This window comes from Paenibacillus cymbidii (assembly GCF_004764705.1).
GTDB lineage: Bacteria > Bacillota > Bacilli > Paenibacillales > NBRC-103111 > Paenibacillus_AN > Paenibacillus_AN cymbidii.
The window spans coordinates 257,277-277,734 of sequence record NZ_SHLX01000001.1 but is presented as its reverse complement, the minus strand read 5'-3'; the positions used below and the strand labels follow the sequence as shown (position 1 = coordinate 277,734).

Here is a 20,458-nt window from a genome sequence, read left to right as displayed (position 1 = left end):
ACATGATGAAAAAGAAGCCCCTGCTCACGGAAGCGAGCAGGGGTTTTGTTCATCCGCCCATCCGGATCGTAACGGCGCCGTCGAAAAAGAAGACATACGATTCGGTAACCGGCCGTTTCCAAATCTGCTGTACCGCACGGGTGTACAAGCCGATCTGCAGGCGGTACCTTGCCGTCAAATCGTCAAGATTCGGCTCGGGGCGGCCGCGCGACGTTGTGGCATCGGTTTTGTAGTCGAGCAGCACCAGCCCCCCGTCCTCCTCCTCGAACAAACAGTCGATAACCCCTTGCACGAGCACGGTTTCGCCGGCGATGGACGCCTCCGCTTCCGCGTATGCTTCCTCGGCGCTCATGCCGTAGCTGAACGGCGTTTCGCGCAGCACACGTTTGGCGCGGAGCAGCCGGCTGCCGATCGCACCAGCGAAAAATCCGGCGATGACGCCGGTATCGACGGCATCGTGCTGCTCCTGGGTCAGCAGCCGTTTCTCGCGCATGGCCGCGAGCGTCTTCCGCACGTCCTCCTCGTTCACGCCCGGCCGCAGCGGAATGTTCTGCATGACGGCATGGTACACGGTGCCGCGTTCGGCGGCGGTCATTCGTTTCTGCTGCACGAACCGCGGCCGGCTCCAGGCAGGCGCTGCTTGCGGCGCCAGCGCCGGAAGCAGCGGACCGGCGCCGCCTCCGCCTTCGTCGCCGCGCGCCTCCGCCTCCGCTTCCGCCCATTGGCTGAGCCGCTTCAGCTCCGTTACCGACGTTTTGGCCGGCAGCCGCGACGCCAGCTCCAACGGATACTTCCACGCCAACTGTTCGGCCAACTGCCGGCCGGCTTCTGACGCCGGCTGCGGCACTTGTCGCAGCGCGTGCAGCCGATCCAGCGCCTGGTTCGCTTCCGCTGCGGACTCGGCAAACGCCGATTGGGCGTCGGCGCTGTCGGCCGACGAAACCGCAGCGGCCTCGGCCGGCGTCACAACCGCAAACCGCCAGCGCGACGGATCGTCCGCCACCGCCGCGGGCAAACGCGCCGCCTCCGGCAATCCGCCCAGACGGCGCAGCGGCAGCGCGTCCGGATGGCGGATCAGCGCCGGCCCGATCCAGTCGAGGTAGCTGATCGCTTGCGACAGCTCATGGCCCGGCAACATCAACGCGCCGCATTCCATGTGCCTGCCCCAAGCGGCCAGCTGCTTCTGCAGCGGGTTGACCGTGCCGATCAGGATGAGCCGCTCGCGCGCCCGGGTGAGGGCAACGTACAATACGCGCAGCTCTTCGGCCAACATTTCGCGGCGCATCGCTCCCTTGATCGCGAGCAGCGGCAGCGACGGGTAGCTGACCCGCTGCTCGGTGTCGACTACCTTCGGTCCGAAACCGAGGTCTTTGTGCAGCAGGAAGCTGCCGTCCAGGTCGCGGCGATTGAACCGTTTGGCGAGGCCGGCGACGAAAACGACCGGGAACTCGAGCCCTTTGCTTTTGTGAATCGACATGATCCGGACGACGTCTTCCTGCTCGCCAAGCGCCCGGGCGGCCCCGAGATCGCCGCCGCTGTCGCGCATTCGTTCGACGAACCGCAGGAATCGAAACAGGCCGCGCAGCGATGTCGCTTCATATTGCCGGGCGCGATCGTAAAGCGAGCGCAAATTCGCCTGCCGCTGCGCGCCGCCCGGCATGCCGCCGACGAAGTCGTAGTAGCCGGTTTCGCCGTAAATGCGCCAGATCAAATCGGCAAGCGAACCGCTGCGAGCCGCGTCGCGCCAAACATCGAGCCGCGCCAGGAAGCGGCGCAGCTTGGCCGACAGCTCGCGCTGCTCCGGCTCCGGCGCTGCCGGAATGAAGGCGCCGGCCGGCGCGCGCGCGGCCAGCGCCGAGGCGGCGGCCGCCTCGGCTTGACCCGCGTCGGCAGCTTCGTCCAGCCGGACGAGCGCCAGCACGGCGGCGTAGTAGCTGCCCGACTTGCGCGCCAGCCGGATGCGCGCCAACTCGTCGGCCACAAGCCCGACCAGCGGCGACCGCAGCACCGCGGCAAGCGGAATGTCCTGAAACGGGTTGTCGATGACGCCGAGCAAGGCGAACATCACTTCGATTTCCGTCGCTTCGAAATAGCCGGAGCTGATGTCCGCGTAAGCCGGAATGCCGCAAGCGCGCAGCTCCTCGACAAATACGGGCGACCACATCTGCGTGGCGCGCAGCAGGATGACGAAGTCGCGGTAAGTGGCCGGCCGCATGCCGCCGGCCTTCTTGTCGAAGACGAGCGTGCTTCCGGCCATTTCGCGGATGCGCGACGCGATCAGCCGCGCCTCCAGCTGCGCCGTTTCGAGCTCCGGCTCGTCGCCGCCGGACGAGCCGGAAGCGGGCGCCTCCTCTTTTGCCGCTTCGTCCGCTCCGCTTGGCGCGTCTTCTCCTTCTCCGGCGCCGCGATCGATCAGCAGCAGCTCCGCCGCCCATTCTCCCTCCGCTGCCGCTGCCGCTTCCGCTTCCGGATAGTACGTGGCGCCATGCACGAGCTCCGCACCCTTGTCATAAGCGATTTCGAACACGTCCTCCTGCATCAGCTGGCGAAACAGGAAGTTGACGCCGTCCACCACTTCCCGGCGGCTGCGGAAATTGCTTGCCAGGTCGATGCGCCGGCCGCCGCCCGAACCGTCGCTGCCGTACGTCCGGTACTTGCCCAGGAACAGCCCCGGCTCGGCCAGCCGGAACCGGTATATGCTCTGCTTCACGTCGCCGACCATGAACCGGTTGCCGGGCGTGTCGCGCGAAATGAGCGCAACGATCGCTTCCTGCACCCGGTTCGTATCCTGGTATTCGTCAAGCAGCACTTCGGCGAATTGCTCCCGGTAAGCGAGCGCCGCGAACGACGGCTGGCGCTCATCGCTTTCACCGGCGTTTGCGCTGTCAGCTTCATCGTTTGCCGGCCGATCGGTCAGCACCTGCAAACAGAAATGCTCCAGATCGGCAAAATCGACGAGCCCCTTGTCCATCTTCGTCTGCAAGAAGCGACGTCCAAACTCGCTCACCAACCCGGTCAGCTCGCGCATCAGCGGCGCCATCGCCGCCAGCTCCGCCGCAAACTGCTGCGGCGTGCGCCCGAGCAGCTCTTCTCGGAGCGCGTAAAGCCGCTCCTTGGCCGCATCGCGCAGCGCCTTCGCCTGCTCCTGCAGCGCCTTGTCGTAGCTGTCGCCCTTGCACGGCTTCAGCCGGCCGAAGGAGATCGCCGCGCCGGCATCGTGCAGCCGCGCCCACGACTGCTCGGCGCAGCCGCGCACGTACGCGATCATCGCCAGCTCGTCCTCCAGCGTCTCCGCATACGGCTTCGGGCCGCCGGGTTCGTTCGCGACGGCGAGCGCATCGCTTAGCAGCGAAGCCGCGCCATCGAGCGCAAGCCTCACGTCCGCCAGCAGCCCTTGCGTCCAGAACGCTATCGCATCTTCCGCAACGCCTGCCGACGCCGCACCTTCGAATCGCGTGGCCACCCCGTCCAGCCAACCGTCCGGATCGGGATGGCTGCGCGACGCGTCGTACAGCTGCAGCACCAACGCGAACAACGCGTCGTCGCTGCGCTGGCCGCCGTACCATTCCGTCAGCTGCCAGAAGGAGCTGCCTTCCGGCGATCGTTCGTAGTTCTCCTCCATCAGCCGCTCCAGCGTCTCCATGCGCAGCAACTCGGCTTCGGTTTCGTCGGCGATGCGGAAGCGCGGGTCGATCGGGATCGCCTGAAAATGCCGGCGCACGACATCGAGGCAAAACGAGTGAAGCGTTGTAATCGCCGCCCGCCCCATGAGCGCAAGCTGCTTGCGCAGGTGCGGCGAATCCGGCTGCCGCAGCAGCTCCTTCGCCAGCGCGTCGCGGATGCGCTCGCGCATTTCGTCGGCGGCGGCTTTCGTGAACGTGGCGACGAGCAAGCGGTCAACATCGACGCCGTCCGTCGGATCGGCGATGCGGCGGATGATCCGCTCGACGAGCACCGCCGTTTTGCCCGAGCCGGCCGCTGCGGCTACCAGCACGTGTTCGCCGGTGCGCGCTATCGCTTCCCATTGTTTGTCCGTCCAGGTGCTGCCTTCCGGCTTGCGCTGGGGATCAATCATCGCTGCCTTCGCCTCCTTTCGTGCCGGTGCCCGGGCCAGTGTCGGCAGCTTCGCCTTCCGCGAACAGCCGCCACGTCTCATCCTTGCCTCGCTCCTCCAACAGCCGATAATGGTTGCCGGCAAACGCCGGTTCGAACTGGCATACCGGCTTGTACGAGCAGAACGTGCAAGGCAGGCGGCTGCCGATCCGGTGCGGTTCGATCGCCACGTTCCCTTCGGTCAGCTCGGTGCCGATCCGCCGGATCGTGCGGCGCACATGGCGGCGCAGCTGGCTCCACTGCTCGTCCGTGGCGACGGACGCGCTCTTGTAGAAGCTGCCGTCCGCCTTGAGAGCCACCGGCAGCAGCTGCGAATGGCCGCTGGTCGCTTGCAGACCGCCATCCATCAGCTCGATCGTTTGCCGGTCGGCGAGAAGCAGCCCGCGCATTTTGAACCGTTTGCGCAGCTCGCTTGCCGCCTGCTCCGGCGCCAGCGCGTTGGCGCTTTGGATGAGCGGATTATGCACGTGAAAATACAACACGCCCGCCGGCCGCGCCGCTTCCCCCAGCCATCTGCGGGCATGGGTCAGCACGACGTCGAGATACGTCACCATCTGCAGCGAAAGGCCGTGATACAGCTCGGCCAACCTCAGCGCAGTCGGGCTCGACTTGTAGTCGATGATGCGCAGCAGCGCGCCGTCAGCGCCGTCGGCCCGGTCGATGCGGTCGATGCGGCCGACCATCTCCAGCGTGCGCCCGTTCGGCAGCGGCAGCATGAGCGGCGGCAGCGTTTCACCGGGGCCGAAGCCGAGCTCGAGCCCGACAGGCACGAACGCGCCGCGCCGCGCATGTTCGACGAGCATCAGCGACGTTTGCCCGATAATTGTCTGCAGCTTGCGGGCGATGTGGCGGAAGCGGGACGAGCTGAGCAGGATTTCGCCTTGCAAAATCGGCGCCAGCTTGTCGACCAGCCGGTCGGCGCGGGAGCGAATTTGCCCCTCGTCGAGACCTTCCCACGTTTCCCGGTCGGCCTGCATCTCGCGCATGAAGCCGCTGAGCGCCGCATGGAACAGCTGCCCGATATCGGGCGCCTCCAGCCGGTAAATGCGGCGCTCCTTCAGCCGCAGCCCGTGCGAAACGAACTGCGAAAACGGGCACCAGGCAAAACGCTCCAGCCGGGAAACGCTAGCCTTTACACGTTCGCCGTACAGCTGCAGGCTCGTCTGTGCCGACAGCGGCGCCTCTTCGTTCGTATAAACAAGCGAACGCAGCATGGCAGAGAGTCTGGCTTGCCACTCCGGACGCGCCGCAAACCAGTTGTACGCTTCCCACCAAACCGCCGCCATGCCGCGCCCTTCCGTCCACGCTTTGAGCCGCGACGTCAAATACGTCAGCGTGCGATCCGGCACGGCGGCATAAGCAATCTGCTCGGCTTCGTGCAGATCGGCGGGCGGCTCGACGAGCAGCAGCTTCTCGCGCAGCTGCGGGAACAGCCGCTTCAACTGGCCGACCAGCTCCGACGGAAGCAGCGACTTGCCTTCTTCGTCGGCGAGCGGGTAGCTGAGCCACAGCCGGTGCGACGGCGCGCACAGCACGGTATAAATCAGAAACTGCTCGTCCAGCAGCTTCCGCCTGCTGCTGTCGGCCAGCGGAACGCCTTCGTCCAGCAACGTTTCGCGCTCCTGCTCCGTCAGTACGCCGTCCTCGTTGATGCGCGCCGGCAGCACGCCGTCGCCGACGCCGAGCACGAAAGCGATTTTCACTTGCGCCGAACGCGTGCGGTCGATGCTGCCGATCAGCACCTGGTCGAGCGCCGGCGGCACGAGGCCGAGCCGGATGCCGGACAAGCCGGCTTCGATCAAATCGCCGAACAGTTCAAAGGGGAGCGGCTCTTCGCCCATCATCTGCGCCAACTGGTCCAGCATGGCGATCGTGCTGTCCCATACTTGCTTGTGCTCGCGCGCCAGCTCGGGTTTGCCTTCGTGCAGCGCGCGTTCGCCCAGCGCCGCCAGCTTGCCGTCGACGCCGCATTCCTCAAGCAGTATGTACAGCGCCTCCGCCAACGCCAGCGCGTTGTCCGCGTTCTCGACACGCTGCTGGAACCGCCCAAGCGGCCCGACAATCGCCTGCCGGCAAGCGGCAATCCGCCGCTCGAACGCCGGATCGTGCCACGGCCGCTGCGGCGGCGCATCCGCCTCCGCCGCTTCGTCGCCGTTTGCGGCTGCCGCCGCTTCTTCCAGCGTCAGCTCCCGCCGCATCGCCCAGCTGCGGTCGTCCCGCCAGCGCCAGCCGTGAATGCCGCGCGCCAGCACGACGTTTTCCAGTTCGTCCATCGCGTGCCGGAATGCGGTCAGCCGTCCGTCTTCGTCAAGCTCCTTGGCCGAAGCGGCCACATCCAACCAGATCGCCGCATCGGCATCGTCCGGCAGCAAGAAATCGGTTTTGACGCAGCGGAACACCGCATCGTAGCGCCAATCGAAACGGACAACCTCAATCGCCGAACGGATGAATTCGGCCAGCGGGTGATGCAGCACCGAACGCTTCTGGTCGAAAAAGTACGGGATGCCGTAATCGTTAAGCACGGACGACAGCAGTTCGCCGTACGCCTCGATGTTGCGCACGCGCACGGCCATATCGCGCCAGCGATAGCCGCGGTCGCGGACCAGCCGGATCATTTCGCGCGCCGCGCCTTCCGTTTCGGCCCGCCGGTTCGCGGCCGCGCGCAGCGAAATGCCGGCGTCCTCCGCGCCCGGCTGCGAAACGTACGGCTCCGCGCGGCCGGAAAGCCGGTAGGCGTAATTCCGTTCCAGATGCGCCAGCATCGGACTGGCCTCAAAACGCGGTAGCCGATTGCCCTCCCGCCCGAGTATAATAGACGACACCGGCCCCGCCCCAAGCGATTCGGCCAGTTCAAGCAAACGAATCATCGTCATCGCCGGCGGATGAAACAGATCGAGCTCATGCGGCCGTTCGCCGGCGGCATACTCCCGATCCAGACATAACGCCACCGTAACGCTGCGGCTAACGTTCATCAAGGCGCCGAGCACGGCAAATTCCTGCGGCGTAAAGCCGTGGAACCCGTCGATCCACACTTCGGCGCCGTCCAGCGCCGCACTGTCCGCCAGCCGCGAAGCCAGATGCGTCAAGTACGATTCCCCGTCCAAATATTGCTGTGCCAGCCGCTCCTCGAACAAACGGTACACGAGCGTCACGTCATGCAGCTTGTCGCGCAGCTGCGCCGCCTGCCGCCCCTTCTCCGGCTCCAGCCGCAACGCGTGATGCTCCAGCAAGTCCGCTGAGAGGCAATACCGCTTCAGTTCGCTGAACAAGGAGAGCAGCCGTTCCGTGAACCCGATCTTCTCCGACGTGCCGCGAAATACGCGCAGTTCGTCGCGCCGCTCATGCAGAATGCGCTGCAGCAGCAGCGCCTTTCCCGTTTCGTCGACCGGCACGCCCGCGGTATCGCCGGTTTCCTGCATCACCCGCCAGGCAAGCCGGCGGAAGCTGAGCACCTGGGCGCGCAGCAGCCCGGCCAGCCCCGGCGTCGACACCAGCGCAAGCTCCGCCTGGAACGTTGCCTGTTCCGGCACGAGCAGCACGAGCGGATGGCCGTCCGGCGACTGTTGCAGACGTTGCCGGATTTCCCCCAGCACGGCTGCACTTTTGCCGCTGCCCGCCCGGCCGAGCACGAATCGGATTGCCATGAGCGTTCCTCCCAATCTAGCGTTTTGTTCATTCTATCATAATTTCCTTGCAGATGGGAGCGCATGTTCGCTCGTTGCTGCAGTTTTGCAGCTTGTAAGCGTCTGCCGCTCATCATATAATGAGGCCATCAGGATGAGGATCGAGGAGGAATGTCCATGTTGCCGAATCACGTTCCCCGGTAATGCCGAGGCCCGCCTTTTCGGATGAATGCTCGTATCGCAAAAGAACATACCGAGCAAACATTCGAGGGGGCAATCACATGTGGCCGCTTTTAATTGATTGGCGGAACATCCGCTTCGGCGCGGAAATCGAATTTATTGGCGGGGACCCGGAACGGACGCCGCTTCTGCCCGGCTGGGTCATGTCGCTTGACGAGCGGCAAATCGACGAAGCCGGCGAACCCTCGGGCAGCGAATTGAAGACGCCGCCGCTCCTGTGGGCGGAACGCGGGCAAATCCGCACGATGCTGGGACGGCTGCTGCGCTCGGGAGCGACGGCGAACTGGAGCTGCGGGCTGCACGTCCATGTCGATTTGGCGGCGTGGGGAGAACCGGTCATCGCTCCGCTGCTGGCGGCGGCGCTCCGGACGCAAGATGCGCTGCAGGCACTGCTGCAAACGAGCGCCGACCGGCTTATCTACTGCCCGCCGACGACAGAGGAGATGGCGAAGCTTTATGCCGCGAAGCCGTCGCAAGAAGCTTTACGCCGCCAAGGCCGCCCGCAGTCGCACCGCTGCGGGATCAATGCGGCCGCATGGTTCGACATCGGCACCGTGGAGATTCGTTACGCCAACGGCTCGCTCGATTACGACGAAATCGCGAACACCGTCGAGCTATGCCTGCGTTTTGTCGCCGCCGTAGGGGCAGGCGCGGAACTGCCAGCCGACCCGGCGCGGCTGGCCGCCGAGTTGGGCGCGCCGCCGGGCGGGTACCCGCCCGCGCTGGAAGCGCCGCGATGGTATCGGGAGCGCATGTGGCTGGAGGAAACGATGCTGCCGGTATTGGCGCCGCACCTCGAACGCTTTCACCCCGGAGCCGAGCTGTTGCATCTGTTTCCCGTCGCGAGCGGACTGCTCGTCGTCGCCGAGCGGCCGGACGAAGGAACGCTCCGGCTGATCGCCCGGCCGACGGAAGCGGGCTGGGAGTTGGCCGAAATGAGGGTAACGGTGCCTGCATCGGTTTCGAAATAAGCCATGTTTTATGGGCTATTTCACCAAAAATGGTCGATAATAACAAGGAAATAGCCAGTGATTTCACTGGCTATTTCCTTCTAAAACCTTATTTTGAGGCTAGTTACTCAAAATAACCAGTGTTTCACTGGCTATTTCAGGCGAAGCAGGTAAAGTGCGCCGAATAGGCCGTTTTTCATTGCTTATTTCGCAAGGTTACCGACTTTGCGCCTTCCCTCACCCTTTGACCGCCCCGGCCGTAACGCCTTCGATAAATTTCTCCCGGGCGAACAGGAACACGATGAACAGCGGAATGAAGGACAAAAACGTCGCGGCCATTATCGTGCCCGACGTGTTCGACTCGAACGTTTTCATCCCCGCGATGCCTACTGGCAGCGTTTGCATTTTCGCTTCTGTCGTAATGACCAGCGGCCAGATAAGACTCCCCCAGTTGCCGATAAAATGAAAAATCGCCAGTACGCCAAGCGACGGCGCCGTCATCGGCAAAATGATTTTGAAAAAAGCGCCGTAATCGCTGCACCCGTCAAGCCGGGCCGATTCCTCCAATTCGCTCGGCAGCACCTGAATAAACTGGCGCATCAGGAATACGCCGAAAGTGCTCGCCACCGTAGGTACAACAAGCCCCCAATATGAGTTCGTCCAGCCGAGCCGGTCGACGATCAGGAAGCCCGGAATAAGCGTCACAATGCCGGGCACCATCATCGTCGACAAGATGAGCGCAAAAATCGTTTTTTTGCCGGGAAACGTCCTTCGTGCAAAAGCATAACCGGCCATCGCGCTGACAAGCAGGCAAAATGCCGTGCTGACGCCCGCAACCAAGGCGCTGTTCAGAAACCAGCGGCCGAACTGGTACCGAGTCCCGGCGAACAGTTCCCGGTAATTGGCGAAGTCGCCGTCGTCGGGCCACAGCTTGGGCGGATACGTCAGGACATTGGTCGTCTGGCGAAACGAGGACACGAAGAGCAGCCAGATCGGCAGCACAACGGCGCAGGACGCGACGATCAGCAGCAAAAATTTCAACGCGGTCAGCAGTTTGTTCGTGGCCAAATGTTTTCCCTCCCGTGGCGTTCAGCCTCAGTATTCCGTGTCGGACTTCAGCAGCTTCATCTGCAGCAGCGAAATGAGCATCACGAACAGCATGAACACGATGGAAATCGCCGCCCCGAGCCCGATCTGATCGTCCTGTATCGTCACCCGGTAAATGAAAAACACGACGCTTTCGCTTCCCCGCAGCGGCCCGCCGCCGGTCAAAATATAGATCGAATCGTAGATTTGAAACACAAAAATCGTCGTCATGACGACACTGAGCAAAATCGCGTTTTTGATCAGCGGCAGCGACAGGTGCCAAATTTCGTGCCATAAGCCGGCGCCGTCGATTTTGGCGGCGTCGAAATAATCGGCCGGAATGTTGCGCAAAGCGGCGATATAGATGAACGTGTAGAACGTCGCCCCTTTCCAGATTTCCAGAATGCCGACCCCGAGCTTGGCCATAACCGGATCGCCGAACCAGTTGATCCCGGCGATGCCGAACAGCGACAGCACATAATTAAGCGGCCCCGTCTTGGCCAGAACGTAAGCGAGAATGACGCCCGCCGCCGTCATCGAAATGATGATCGGGCTGAAAAATACCGTTTCGAACACCGCGTTCGCCTTGCTTTTGCGACGGATGAGAAAGGCCAGCGCCAGCGCGGTCAGTTGCCCGGCAGGGATAATGACGGCGGCGTAAAACAGCGAGTTGAGAAACGCTTTGGCGTACGTGGACAAATTGGCGAACAGCTTCGTGTAGTTGCCGAAGCCGATCCATTTCAGGCTGTCGATGTCGAGCAGCGTGCCCTGCGTAAAACTGAGGATAATGATGACGGCAAATGGCAAAAAGGCGAATACGGCCGCCAGCAGCAAATAAGGAAACAAAAACGAATACGAAATCAAATGTCGGGTCAGATTGGCTTTGCGCGAAGTCATGGGCGCCCCCCTCCTGTTGTTGCCGCTGTTTCCGCACCGCAGGGCCGGGCTTGCGCCCGACCCTGAAAAACGGACATTCCTGCCCTGGAGCGAAGCGAACGTTGCCGTTTGGCATTCGCCCCGGCACGGTCAATTCGCGTTGTCGTACTCTTTGACGGCGTCCTTGATCGCCTGCTCCGGCGTTTTTGCCCCGCGGAAAGCCGCCTCCCGCATTTGCCTGACGATGTCGAGCACTTTGCCGAATTTTTCGTTCGGCGTCCAGATGACCATCGATTTGATCGATTCTTTGGCTACGTCCATAATTTCGTCGCCCTTGTACATGTCATTGTTCGCTTCCGCCAGCGGCGACAGGAAGCCGGCGGCTTCGAGATACATTTTGGCATTGGCCGGCGAGGTAACGAACTGGATGAATTTCCATGCCTCGTCCTTGTGCTTGGACGCTTCGGCGATCGCCAGCGTGCCGATGCCGGCGTACGCTTCCCGCTTCTTGTTCGGATCGGCCGCCGGTCCGGCCGGATTGAGGAAGGCGCCGTAGCGCAAATTCGGAGCGTTCGTTTTGATCGTGCCGGTGAAGCTGACCTGGGCGTAGTACATGGCGATTTTGCCGTCGAAGAATGCCTGGTTTTCCTGCTCCGGTTTGCTGAAGAAATCGATCGGCGGCGACACCTTCTCCTTGCGCACGAGATCGGTGTAGAACTGCAGCCCTTTGATCCCTTCCGGCGTATCGAGGCCGAGCTTGGCGATGTTTTTGTTGTTGTCCGCGTACAGGTTGGCCCCCGCCTGGCCCATGAAAGCGACCGTATTCAGCGCGTCGAGTCCGCCGATCCCCCATTGCTCCTGCCCTTTGGTCAGCTGTTTGGCCGTCGTCACCAGTTCGTCCCACGTCGTCGGAATTTTGGCGTTCGCTTTTTCGAAGATGTCCTTGTTGTACAGCACGACCGACGTGCCGGCGAGAAACGGCTTCGTGTAAATTTTTCCGTTCACCGTCAAGTAGTCGATGACGCTCGGCGAATATTTGCCCCGCTCCTCCTTGGTGAAATAATTCGACAGATCGGCGAGCTTGCCGTTCTGGGCGAATTTGACGAAATACTCGGACATGTACGAAACGTCGGGCGGGCTGCTGCCGGCGAAAGCCGCCGTATATTTCTGGTCCCAGCCGTCCCACGGCGTTTCCAGAAACTCGACCTTGATGTTCGGATTTTCCGCTTCGAATTTTTCGATGATTTTCGCCCAGACGTCTTTTTCCGTCTTGATGTGCGGCGCCTTCCAGAACGTCAGGGTCACTTTTTTGTCGCTTGTTTTGGCGGATGCCGCCGCGCTGTCCGCCGGTTTGGCCGACGCCCTCGTTCCGCCCGAGGCGCCCCCGCCCCCGCCGCATCCCGCAACGGCCGCCGCCAGTACCGCGCATCCCGCTGCCATCATTGCTCTGCGTTTGAACATATCGATTCCCCCTGTAGGAAATGTTATATCAAACTATCGCAAGCGATAGTCGGATAACGCTAACGGCGGCCGTCCTCCGCGACGCCCCGAACCCGGATGCCAAGCTGCTGTTCGACAAAATCGCGGCAAATGCGCAAGCTGTTGTACGGCGTGCTCGTCGAACGGTCGATTTCGACCGTCAGCCAGCCGTCGTAGCCGATCTCGTTCAGCGCCCCGATAATCGGCGGGAAGTCGATCGGGCCAAGACCCAGCTCGCAAAAAACCGGCAGCGCCTCGTTGCCCATCAGCATCGGAAAATCTTCGATGCGCGCCTCGGCCGGCATCAAATCCTTCAAGTGCACATAGGCGACGCGGTCGCGGTAACGCCGGACAATGGCGGGCACATCCATGCCCGCACCGGCCAAATGCGCCGTGTCGGGGGCAAAATACACCTCCGGGCCGCACAGCTCCATCAGCGCGTCGAGCTCGTTTTCGTCCTGCAGCTCCGTCCACAGATGCGGGTGCACGCAAGCTTTCACGCCGTACTCGAGCGTACGTTTGGCCGCTTCGTTGATCGTGATCGCCGCTTGTTTCGTCTCTTCGGGGGAAGCCGGCGCGTTGCGCGGTCCGCCCGGTCCGAAGACGATATGCGAGGCGCCGCAGCGCGCGGCAATACGCGCCAGCTTCTCGTTGTGCAACACAATATCGCTGCGCTTCGCCGGATCGGCGAACCGCCGGCCCGACTCGCCGGACGCGCCGCCGTACACGCCGGACATGCGCAGCCCGTAGCGATCCAGCGTCTCCTGCAGCTCGTTCTCGCGGTTCTCGAACTGCAGCACGAACGTCGGCCACGGTTCGATCGCCGTGTAGCCGAGCGCCGCCGCCTCCTCGAAGCCGAGCAAATAATCGTGGCCCCATGTGATCGCGTGAACCGCCACTTTTCCTTTGAATGCCGTCAACTTGCGTCACCTCCCCAGCAAATGGCTCAGCACGTATTCGTCCAAGCCTTCATAGTCGCGCGCTTCGATAAATCGCCGCTCCTTGGCCCTGTCGTAGGTGCGCACTTTGTCCTCGAGCAGTTCGTACATTTTTTTGCTGTTGGCCAAATGCTTGAACGACAGCTCGCGCGGCTGGGTGCGCATCGCCTTGACGTCCAGCCCGACGAATTCGCCGTTCTTGCCGTAGCCGTTGTCCACGAGCACGCGCACCTGGTTGAACGCCCGGCGCAGATTGTCCGACGCAAACGATTTGTCCTGGTCGTATTTCAGCCCGTTCTGGTCGTTCAGATGGACGCTCCACAGCTTGCCGAGGGCGAGCGCGTAGCCCATCTCGTCGGAAGGGTCGAGCCCGGCGAGGATGCAGTGGGCCGATTCGATCAGCCCGCCGACCCGGTCGGAATCGGACGTGTGCCAGGCGAGCGACAAAGCGTGGCCGATCGTCGGGATGTACGCCTGGTCCATCGGCTCATTAGGCTTCGGTTCGATCAGGATGCGGATGTGCTTGTCATAGGCGAGCAGTTGGTCGATCGCTTCGACGATGCGGTGGACGGCGTCGACCGGGTTTTTCGCTTCGCGTATGTACGTGCCTTCCCGGGCGAGCCATAACACGAGCCGGTCCGTGCCCATTTCCCGGGCGATGTCGATCGTCCGTTTCGACCGTTCGATGGCGGCTGCTCGCTCGCGGGCGTCGTTCGACGTGAAGCCGCCGTCGATCGTGCCGGCGCTGTCCCACAGGCGAGGCGCGACGATTTCCGTCACGAGGCCGTGCGCCTCCAGCATGCCGCGCACGTCGGCGGCCCGCTTCATCGTTTCAGCATACGTTTTGGCCTCGATGTCCGGCACAATATCGTCGTCGTGAAGCTGCACACCCTCAAAGCCGAGCTCGCGGTACGCCGCCAGCTTCTCCTGAAATGCGTACGATAACCGGACCGGCGCGCCGAACGGATCGGCGCCTTCGTGGATGTTCCACGGTCCGAAGGAAAACCGGGTTGTCATGTCGTTTGCTCCTGTCCCTATGTCGTGTTGTCGGGCGTATCCGTCAGGACCCGACCGTTATCCAATTCCTGCCGCTCGCCGAACGTTCCACCGCGTCCAGCACAAGCTGGTTGCGATAGCCGTCCTCAAAATTGGGAGCCGGGGAGCGATCGCCGGCAATACCTTCCATCAGCTCGTGCATGAGGTTGATGAACGTATGCTCGTAGCCGATGATGTGTCCGGCCGGCCAATACGCCCCGGCGTACGGGTGAACGGCCTCCGTGCACTGGATCGTTCGAAAGCCCTGCATGCCTTGCGGGTCGTCTTCCAAATAAAGCTGCAGGTGGTTCATGTTCTCCATATCCCAGCGCACCGAACCTTGGGAGCCGTTGATTTCGAACCGGTTGCCGTTGCGGTTGCCTTTGGCGAAGCGCGACGCCTCGAATACGCCGAGCGCTCCGCAGGCGAACCGGCCGAGAAACGCCACCGCATCGTCCACGTCGACTGCGCCCGTACGCTCCCCGAACGCTTCGGCATTCAAGCCGCCGGTCATTTCGCCGAGCGGGCGGCGCTTGACGAACGTCTCCATCATCCCCGTCACTTCGGTAAGTTCCCCGACGAGATAACGGGCCAGATCGATCGAATGCGCCATCAGGTCGCCGTGCGTTCCCGATCCGCACAATTCCTTGCGCAGCCGCCAGACAAGCGGAAACTGCGGGTCCATGATCCAGTCCTGCAAATAAGTCGCTCGCATGTGGTAAATGCGGCCTAATCGGCCTTCGTCGATCAGCCGCTTGACGTAACGGATCGCCGGTACGAAGCGATAATTGTGGCAAATCATATGGACGACGCCCGCCTTGCGCACGGCTTCCAGCATGCGTCCCGCTTCGTCCGCCGTCATCGCCAGCGGCTTCTCGCACAGAATGTGCTTGCCCGCTTCGGCGGCGGCGATCGCCATTTCGGCATGCGCGTTGTTCGGCGCGCCGATGTCGATCAGGTCGATGTCGTCGCGTTCGATCAGTTTGCGCCAGTCGGTTTCGTACGACCGCCAGCCCAGTTTAGCCGCCGCTCCGCGCACTTGCGCCTCGTCGCGCCCGGAGATCGCCTGCATCACGGGAACGGCGGCGGGGTCGAAGTAAAACGACAAATCCCGGTAAGCGTGGCTGTGCGCCTTGCCCATAAACCGATAGCCGATCATGCCGATGCGCACGTGCCGTTTATCCGTCATTCGTATGCCTCCCATCCGGTTCGCTGCGCCTGTATGAGCCGGTCTTCCCACGTTTCGCCGTCGCTGTCGGGTACGCGGCCTTCACGATCGAGCGCCTCAAGCACTTGGCGCATTCCGGCCGCCAGCGACACTTCCGGCCGGAACTCCGGCACGTCGCGGTACAGCTTCGCCGCATCGTAGTAGCAATGGTGAGCGAAAATGTCGTGGCAGATGGCGAACCGCTTCGCGTCGGCCCGCATCAGCTCGCGGAACGGAATGCCGATCTGCTCCGTTTCGCGGCCGATGACGTCCATCGCCGTCCGGTGGTAATCTTTCCAGGTGATGCAGCCTTCCCGGACCGTATTGTAAATTTCGCCGACGCAATGGGTTTTGCCGATGACGCCGACGAACGCCTTGGCCGCATCGTCAACGTGCAGAAATTGATGCAGCGCATTGCCGTCGCCGCACATGACGATCGGCTTGCCGCGCCGAATCCGGTCCAGCCACGAAAAGTCGCGCGCGATCTGGCGCAGCAGCCCCATGCGCGGCCCGTACGTGGTCGACGGCCTCAAGACGGTGACCGGGAAGCGCGCCGACCGCCAGGCGCCCTGCAGAACGCGTTCGCCTGCGGCCTTGCCGGCGCCGTAAGCCGTAATCGGCTGCAGCGGATGGTCCTCGCGTACCGGATAACCGGCGAAGGCGACGCCGTATGTGCACGTCGTCGAACAATGCACGAAATGGCCGACATCGGCAAAAGCGCGCACGCTGCTCGCCGCGTCCTCCGGCGTGAAGCTGATCATGTCGATCACGGCGTCCGGCCGCAGCCGGCGCATCGCGCTTTCGAACGCGTCGCGGTCGCGCCGGTCGCCGTGCAGCCGCCGCACGTCCGGCGGCAGGTCGTCCTCCGTTTCCCCACGGTTGAATACCGCAACTTCGTGCCCCTGGCGCAGCAGCAGCGCCACGATGCTGCGGCTGATATTGCCCGTGCCGCCCAATACGAGTACGTTCATGCGTTGGCGTTCCTCCTTGGTAAGCGCTTACGATAAGACGCCGGCCGTCTTGCGAATGGCGCGGACGACGTCGCCGCAATCTTCCTCCGTCATATGCTGGTGCAAGCCGATCGCAATCGCCCGGCCGAGCCAGTCCAGCGTCTTCGGACACATGTCCGGCGAATATTGCACATTGCCTTTGTAGCTCTCGCAGTTCCACGGCGTGTCGCGTTCGGACGCCCCGCGCTTTTCCATCACGTAGGTCCAGTTTTTGTAAATGTGCCGGTCGGCGAAGCCGTTGTTGTTGATCGTGCCGTTCGGAATGCCTTCGTCCGACAGCTTGCGCGAGAAGCGCTGCGACATCTCCACCGTCGGCAAATAAAACACGAGGCTGTACGAAACGTCGCCTTGCGGATCGGGAATTGTCTGCAGCCGGATGTCCGGCAAATCGGCGATGCCTTGCGAGATGGCCGACTTGATGCTCTGCAGCCGCGCGACAATCGTGTTGATCCGCTGCGACTGGGCGAGCGCGAGCGCGGCGTTGATTTCGCTCAGCCGGTAATTTTCTCCGGGAAACGTCGGCTCGCGGTTCTCCTCGTTCATGTCCCAATAGACAAAAGCCGAGTCGTGATAAATGTTCGCGCGTTCGTACAGCTTTTCGTCGCTCGTGACGATCATGCCGCCTTCCCCGGCGGTAATCAGCTTGTATTGCTGGAAGCTGAAGCAGCCGGCGAGCCCGAACGAGCCGAGCGCCTGCCCCCGGTAGGAACCGCCGTTTGCCTGGGCCACGTCCTCGATGACGAGCAGGCCGTGCCGGCTGGCTACCTCCATGATCGCATCCATCCGGCAGGGCACGCCGCGCATGTGCACCGGGATGACCGCCTTCGTGTGCGGCGTGATCGCATCTTCGAACGCTTGCGGATCGATTGTCAGCGAGTCGTCGACTTCGACGATAACCGGCACCGCCCGCGCGATCAGTACGGCTGCCGCCGTGGCGATGTAAGTATAGGCGGGCACGATCACTTCGTCGCCCGGCCCGATGCCGGCGCCGATCAAGGCGGCGACAAGCGCCGACGTGCCGGCGTTGACGGCCAGCGCATACTTCGCGCCGGTGCGCTCGCGGTACAGCTGCTCCAGCCGGTACGCTTCGGACTGCTCCTTGTCTTTGCCGTAATAGCGGAACACTCGTTTCTTCTCCAGCACGCCAAGCACAAGTTCTTTCTCCTGCTGGCCGAACTCCTCCGTGCTGAGCATGCCGAAATTCCACGGTTTCGTGCGAACGGGGGTATGGTTGTTGCCGGTTTGCATGTCGTATGCTCCTCTCTCCTGTTGTTTGCTGATTGAAGCGGCCGGCCGCTAAGTGCGGTCGAATTGCCCGAGCAGCCGTTTCGCAGCTTCGGCGAACAAGCCGCTAGCTTCTTCCCGGTAAGGGGTCGTGTTCATCTCGTAGCCGCCGAGCCCGTCGTTGAATGCCTGCGCAGTCGGCAAGTAGCCGCAATAGCCGTTGCTGATTCCCGCGCACATCGTGAAAGGGAGCGGCGAGAACGAACGGACAAAACCGGTGTAGCCGTTAAACACTTCGGCGGGAACGGAGAACAGCAGCAGCTCGCCGATGCGCAGCGCGTGAAGGGAAACGGCGATCTCAGGCTTGAAATAACCGGCCTTCGTCGGCAGCCGCACGCTGCTTGACGCACAAACGAGCGGAACGGCGGCGGCCCTTTCGGCACGGGCGGCCAGCCGGTCGATTTCCGCGTAAAACTGCTCGCCGAGCCGCTGTACCCACGGATAAGAATCGCCGGGTTCGCTGCGGTTATGGCCGTAAGGGCCGACGTCGCCGGAAAATCCCTGGACGAACAGCGCTGCGAACCCGCCGCCAACCGCTTCTTCCCAGCGCTTGACCGCCAAGCCGACGAATTCGGCGGAGACGCGATGGAACGGGTTGACCAGCAGCGTCGGATGCACCGCGCAGTTGACGATGCCGCCGACCGGGCATCCCGCTTCGTCTTCGAATACGGCAACCGTCAACGTCTTGTCGATCGGCAGCGCTTCGTTGTGCGACAGCCGCGGACGGCGGTTCGACGAAACCGCCGTATCCCCCGCCGCAATCCTCAACCGCAGCGGTTTCAGATCCGCGGCCGCTTCACGGATCGCGCCGGCGATCCGGTTGGTGTACTTGGCGGCAAAATGCTCCGGCGCGCTGTGCGTATGCGTGGCGTGCACGGATACGTCCAGCTCGTCAATTCCCGCTTCCGCCGCCCATTGCCGCCGCGTCCCTTCCGGGAACGTCATCAGCAGATGGCGGTAAATCAGCGGCTTGCCGCCCGGATCGGCTGCCTGGAACGTCGTTTCGTTCGTCAGGCAGCAGTCGACGCTGACCAGCACATTCCGCCGCGCGCCGTCGTCCAGCACGATCACGCGGGCGTAAAGATCGTCCAGCACATCCGTCGCCGGATCCGCGATATAAGCATTCGGATCGTACCCTTGCAGCGGCGTCGGTTCTTCCGGCGTCATCTTCACCTTGCGAAAGGCGCCATAAAGCGTAGACATGTCGTCGCGTCCTCCCCGATTCTTTTATCACGTTATAAATTATATAGTCATATTATCGAATATATAATTTATTAAGTAAAATATATTACAGAAAGAACGATTTGTAAACCACTTTTTTGCACGAAAAAACCACCCCGTTGGCGAGGTGGCGCAAAAGTACGGTCAGTCGGCATTGCGGGAGAAGGCGATTCATTCAAATGCCGAAATAAACGACGAACCGGCGAGCGTAAGCGCCCCCATGATCCCTTGCCTGTCTCCGAAGGAGCTTTTGTCCAGCGTCATGCCGAGGGTCGCGAACCGGTTCGCGCGCAGCAGCACGGTGCGTTTCACTTCTTCCAGCACAAGCGGAAACCGCTCGAACACCGAGCCGCCCAAATAGATGGTTTGCGGATTAAACAAATTGACGACGTTGCTCAGGACGATGCCAATCGCTTTGCCGGCTTCGATGCAGACGTCGAGCGCGACTTTGTCGTTGACCGCATACGCTTCGGCCAGCGTGCCTGGCGTTTGCATTCGTTCCGCAAACTGCTTCTCGAGCATCGGAAACGTGACGATGTTTTCCAGACAGCCGAAGTTGCCGCAGCGGCAGCGGCCCGCCTTTTCGTCGACGGTAATGTGGCCAAGCAGCCCGCCGACGTTATTCACCCCGCGCAGCGGCTCGCCGTTGATGAAAATGCCGGCGACGACGCCGTACGCGACGTGGACGACGATAAAATCCTCCACGTCCTTCGCTTTCCCGACCAGCTTCTCGGCGAAAGCCATCGTGCGGCCGCTCTCTTCCAAATACACCGGCGTTGCAAACCGTTCGTGCAGCGAAGCGACGATGTCCACATTATCCCATCGCAGCAAATTGGGGATGTTCATGATCTTTCGTTTCGCTTTGTCGATGATGCCGGTGACGCTGACGCCGATCGCATCGACGGATGCCGCGCCGGCTGCCGCGAGGAATAGTTCGATTTTGCCGAACAGTTCCTCCAGCACGTTGTCCTTCTCTTCGAAATCTTCGATCAGAAACTCCTCGTACCGTTTGATCTCGAACCGGTAGTCGGCCAGCGCAAGGCGCAGCCGGTAGCCGCCGATATCGATGCCGAGAAACGTAAACTTGTCCGGGTCCGGGTACAACAACACCTCTTTGCGGCCCAGACCGCTGCCGATGCGCTCTCCCTCCACAATGTACCGTTCGGAAGCCAGCTTCTGCGTAATTTTCGTAATCGATGCCTGGGAAAGACCGGTTTTTTCCGCCAGCGTTTTGCGCGAAATGCCTTCCCCCTGCTGAATGAACTTCAACACCAACACTTCCGATTCGTTCAACATCCAACCGCCAATCCTTTCAAGCCTTTTGCCTCATTGTACCACATTTAATTAACTTTGTGAAATAATTGGCGCCACGCCAGCGAAACCAGGCCCGTTCTAA

General features: G+C 62.3%; 13 protein-coding genes. 1 reads left to right on the top strand and 12 read right to left on the bottom strand.

Annotated features, from left to right (window positions below; translation table 11 throughout):
- Positions 1-49 precede the first annotated feature (49 nt).
- Together addA and addB are read right to left on the bottom strand one after the other, a co-directional pair.
- On the bottom strand, positions 50-4,075 hold the full coding sequence (gene addA / locus EXY20_RS01095; protein WP_135546735.1) for a helicase-exonuclease AddAB subunit AddA: 4,026 nt from the start codon (positions 4,073-4,075) through the stop codon (positions 50-52).
- Complete coding sequence (gene addB, locus EXY20_RS01090) at positions 4,068-7,757, bottom strand: helicase-exonuclease AddAB subunit AddB (RefSeq protein ID WP_135546732.1); 3,690 nt, start codon at positions 7,755-7,757, stop codon at positions 4,068-4,070. The genes addA and addB overlap by 8 nt, the downstream gene beginning before the upstream one ends.
- Positions 7,758-8,017: 260 nt before the next feature.
- On the opposite strand from addB, the gene EXY20_RS01085 reads away from it, so the two are divergent.
- Complete coding sequence (locus EXY20_RS01085; RefSeq protein WP_167858923.1) at positions 8,018-8,947, top strand: amidoligase family protein; 930 nt, start codon at positions 8,018-8,020, stop codon at positions 8,945-8,947.
- 216 nt (positions 8,948-9,163) lie between these two features.
- Here EXY20_RS01085 and EXY20_RS01080 read toward each other — a convergent pair whose 3' ends face one another.
- The 10 genes from EXY20_RS01080 to EXY20_RS01035 form a co-directional block, all read right to left on the bottom strand.
- Positions 9,164-9,994 carry a carbohydrate ABC transporter permease gene (locus EXY20_RS01080; protein ID WP_135546728.1) on the bottom strand — a complete coding sequence of 277 codons (831 nt, stop codon included), beginning with the start codon at positions 9,992-9,994 and terminating at the stop codon, positions 9,164-9,166.
- 27 nt (positions 9,995-10,021) lie between these two features.
- Positions 10,022-10,909, bottom strand: coding sequence for a carbohydrate ABC transporter permease (locus EXY20_RS01075; protein WP_135546726.1), 888 nt, complete (start codon positions 10,907-10,909; stop codon positions 10,022-10,024).
- A 129-nt stretch (positions 10,910-11,038) separates the two neighbouring features.
- Positions 11,039-12,349, bottom strand: coding sequence for an ABC transporter substrate-binding protein (locus EXY20_RS01070; protein ID WP_135546724.1), 1,311 nt, complete (start codon positions 12,347-12,349; stop codon positions 11,039-11,041).
- A 59-nt stretch (positions 12,350-12,408) separates the two neighbouring features.
- Positions 12,409-13,287, bottom strand: coding sequence for a sugar phosphate isomerase/epimerase family protein (locus tag EXY20_RS01065; RefSeq protein ID WP_135546722.1), 879 nt, complete (start codon positions 13,285-13,287; stop codon positions 12,409-12,411).
- 6 nt (positions 13,288-13,293) lie between these two features.
- Positions 13,294-14,322 (bottom strand): TIM barrel protein, encoded by a 1,029-nt coding sequence (locus EXY20_RS01060; protein WP_135546719.1) that lies wholly within the window; start codon positions 14,320-14,322, stop codon positions 13,294-13,296.
- A gap of 43 nt (positions 14,323-14,365) precedes the next feature.
- Positions 14,366-15,529, bottom strand: a complete 1,164-nt coding sequence (locus tag EXY20_RS01055) for a Gfo/Idh/MocA family protein (RefSeq protein ID WP_135546717.1) — start codon at positions 15,527-15,529, stop codon at positions 14,366-14,368.
- Positions 15,526-16,518, bottom strand: coding sequence for an NAD-dependent epimerase/dehydratase family protein (locus EXY20_RS01050; RefSeq protein WP_135546715.1), 993 nt, complete (start codon positions 16,516-16,518; stop codon positions 15,526-15,528). Before EXY20_RS01050 ends, EXY20_RS01055 begins: the two co-directional genes overlap by 4 nt.
- Before the next feature lie 27 nt (positions 16,519-16,545).
- The gene (locus EXY20_RS01045) at positions 16,546-17,805 is read right to left on the bottom strand and encodes a DegT/DnrJ/EryC1/StrS family aminotransferase (RefSeq protein WP_135546713.1); all 1,260 of its coding nucleotides are present in this window, start codon (positions 17,803-17,805) and stop codon (positions 16,546-16,548) included.
- A 48-nt stretch (positions 17,806-17,853) separates the two neighbouring features.
- Entirely contained in the window at positions 17,854-19,044 is a 1,191-nt protein-coding gene (locus EXY20_RS01040; RefSeq protein ID WP_135546711.1) for a hypothetical protein, read from the bottom strand.
- A gap of 189 nt (positions 19,045-19,233) precedes the next feature.
- Complete coding sequence (locus EXY20_RS01035) at positions 19,234-20,358, bottom strand: ROK family transcriptional regulator (protein ID WP_135546709.1); 1,125 nt, start codon at positions 20,356-20,358, stop codon at positions 19,234-19,236.
- Between the last annotated feature and the right edge of the window lie 100 nt (positions 20,359-20,458).